The sequence below is a fragment of the Vibrio minamisatsumaniensis genome, from assembly GCF_050337445.1.
In the GTDB taxonomy this organism is placed as follows: Bacteria; Pseudomonadota; Gammaproteobacteria; order Enterobacterales; family Vibrionaceae; genus Vibrio; species Vibrio artabrorum.
The window spans coordinates 1-865 of sequence record NZ_JAKJSY010000182.1 but is presented as its reverse complement, the minus strand read 5'-3'; the positions used below and the strand labels follow the sequence as shown (position 1 = coordinate 865).

The following is an 865-nucleotide window of genomic DNA, read 5'->3' as shown; positions in this document are numbered from 1 at the left end:
GAACTATTCTAAATGAACATTTTGAATAATCTTTATTATAGGTTTTTATTACTTGTTTTTGGCCTTTGAGTCTTCGGTTACAAAATTCACAAGCAGCAAAGAGATTGTCAAAATTAAACATAAACTCTTGATAACCTTTAATAGCTGCCTTATGAACAAAGTGTTCTCGATCAATTGAACGACGGCTAAGACCTAATCCACAATATACACACCGATTGTTTTGTATTTTACATAGTTTTTCCAAGAGCTCTTTTTTAAATTCTTTCATATCATTGGTTGTTATATCCCAATATGAGGCTTTATGAGGCTTGAGGTTTCTTATGTATGTCTTTGATTTAATGGAGATGTTAGGTAGATTTTTTATGTTAAGATACCATTCACTGATTGCCATCTATGTACCCTTGTACAGTCGCAATGAACTTGTTCATTGGATCAGTTTCATCCAAAACTAGGGATTGAAATTTATGATTCAGTCTTTTTAATTCCTCAAAATCACAATCGTCGGTGTATAACATTGAGTGTGCTTTTTGTAAGTCACTTTCTAAATAAAGACTATTGAGCGTTCGGACGTTAAAAACCCTATATAGTATGCTTTCAGGACTCCAGCCTAATGTAGAGCTTGCGATTGTTTCTGCTTCAACTCGACCTCTTACGTATTTCAAAGAGATAAGGGAGCTGAATTCTGGTTCCAGTTCGCTTATCAAGAAGTGTGAATGTGTAGCGATGATAATGTGGCACCCCTTAACTTTACTCAATAATATCTCAAGTAATGAAAAGTATTTTATTTGCCAATTTGGGTGTAAGCTTATTTCAGGTTCATCAATAATAACAAGGCAATTATTGGATACATATCTAAGAAATGCTG

At 33.6% G+C, this 865-nt stretch carries 2 protein-coding genes; both read right to left on the bottom strand.

Going from position 1 to position 865, the window contains the following annotated elements:
• Positions 1-391: HNH endonuclease family protein (locus tag L4B77_RS20150; protein ID WP_489686501.1), on the bottom strand; the 391-nt coding region annotated here is incomplete at its 3' end.
• Positions 378-865 (bottom strand): AAA family ATPase (locus tag L4B77_RS20145; RefSeq protein ID WP_429752628.1); only part of this gene is annotated, 488 nt, incomplete at its 5' end. The genes L4B77_RS20150 and L4B77_RS20145, both read right to left, overlap by 14 nt.